At 58.3% G+C, this 2,052-nt stretch carries 2 pseudogenes; both read left to right on the top strand.

Features of this window, described 5'->3' with window-relative positions:
* Nucleotides 1-44: 44 nt before the first annotated feature.
* Nucleotides 45-869: pseudogene (locus HMPREF3050_RS15080) on the top strand (sugar-binding protein); the annotation flags it as partial.
* Nucleotides 870-1,409: 540 nt separating this feature from the next.
* A pseudogene (locus HMPREF3050_RS15075) lies at nucleotides 1,410-2,052 on the top strand (sugar-binding protein); the annotation flags it as partial.

The raw sequence follows: 2,052 nt of genomic DNA, 5'->3' as shown, positions 1-2,052 counted from the left end.
GCAAAGACCATACCGTCGTTACCGACGCATTGGGACGGACGGAAGTGTACGGTTTCGATGAAAACCGCGAACTTATCTACCGAATCGACGCCGACGGACAACGCAGCGACAGCGAACGCGACAGCTACGGCCGCATTACCGTAGAACGCGACCCCCTCGGACGCGAAACCCGCTATCTCTACGATACCGAAGGCAACGTCATCGCCATCACCGCGCCGGACGGCAGCAGCACCCAAATCGACTACCACGAAACCCTCAACCTGCCGGTTGCCGTCAACGATCCCGCAGGCAGGATTACCGCCTACGATTACGATAAACGCGGCAACCTCATCAGCATCACCGACCCCGCCGGTTACACCACAAGCTACGGCTACAACGCCCGATGGCTGCCCGAAACCATTACCGACGCCTTAGGCAAAACCCGACGCCTACACTACGACACCCTCGACCAGCTCGTCAGCTTTATCGACTGTACCGGCGAAACCACCCGTTTCGGTTACACCGAATACGGCGATCTCGAAACCGTTACCGATGCGCTGGGCCATACCACCCGCCACCACTACGACGCAGCGAGCAACCCCGTCCGTACCGACTATCCCGACGGCAGTCACGAAACCTTCGAATACGACCGCCTCAACCGGCTGACCGCCTACATCGACGGACTCGGTGCCAAAACCGCCTACGAACTCGCAGTGGACGGACTGCCGCTCAAACGCACCAACGCGCTGGGCCATACCTTCGCCTACGCCTACGACAAAGCCCGCCGTCTGACCGTCCTCACCAACGAGAACGGCGAAACCTACCGTCTCGATTACGACCAAACCGACAACCTGATCCAAGAAACCGGTTGGGACGGCAAAATCACCGCCTACGGCTACGATGCCGCCGGACAACTGGTCCAGCAGACCGAATACGGCCAAAGCAATAGCGAAGGTCGTCTGAAAGAGCGTCCCGAGACTTGGCACATCCATCATTTCAAACGCAACATCCTCGGCCAACTGATCGAAAAACAGAGCCGCAAAGTCTCCGGTCGCAACGGACAAAGCAAAGACGAAGGCATCAGCCGCACCCGTTTCGACTACGACCCCGTTACCGGCAACCTGACCAAAGCCCGCAACCACCACAGCAGCGTCGAACTCGCCTACGACGAACTCGACCGCCTCATCGGCGAAACCACCGTCCACAACGGCCAAAGCGCCACAGTAGGCTACCGATACGACCCGCTGGGCAACCGCATCCGCACCATCCTGCCCGACCGCCGCCAGATCGATTACCTTTACTACGGCAGCGGACACCTGCACCAAATCAGCCTCGACGGCGAAGTCATTACCGACATCGAACGCGACAAACTGCACCGAGAAATCCAAAGGACGCAGGGCAGCATCAGCAGCCTGTACGACTACGACCCCATGGGTCGTCTGAAAAGCCAGCGTACCGTCTGGAGCGGCACACAAACCCCCCGCGGCAAACAAAATCCGCTGGCCGGCGGCGCCGTCAACCGCCGCTACGCCTACGACAAAGCCGGCAACCTGATTCAAAGCGCCGACCAAAGAAGCGGCGTCCTCCATTACGTTTACGACAAAATCGGACGCATTCAAGAAGTCCGCAACAGCCAAACCGGCCGCAGCGAAACATTCGCCTTCGACCCCGCCCACAACATCCTCGACATCCCAACATCCACTCCCTCTCCCGTGGGAGAGGGCAAAACGACCGCGCCGATTTCAGACGACCCCAAAACTCAAGGTCGTCTGAAATCACCTGCCAACCCTAACCCTGTCAGCGGCAACCGCCTCAAAGAATACAACGGCATCGAATACACCTACGATGCATTGGGCAACCTGATCTACCGCCAGCTACCTAATGGTGAAAACCAATATTACCAATACGATTTAGAAAACCAGCTCGTCCGCGCCGAAATCAAAAAGCCAGCCGGCAATACCGAGATTTGGACCTACGCCTACGACCCGTTCGGCAGACGCCTTTCCAAAGAACGCCAAGACAAACTCGCCTGGACGAGTACCGAACCGAAACGCACCCACTTCGTCTGGGACG

Source organism: Neisseria sp. HMSC065D04 (assembly GCF_001815675.1).
Lineage (GTDB): Bacteria > Pseudomonadota > Gammaproteobacteria > Burkholderiales > Neisseriaceae > Neisseria.
The sequence above is the reverse complement of the archived record's forward strand: the minus strand, read 5'-3'. Positions and strand labels throughout refer to the sequence as shown.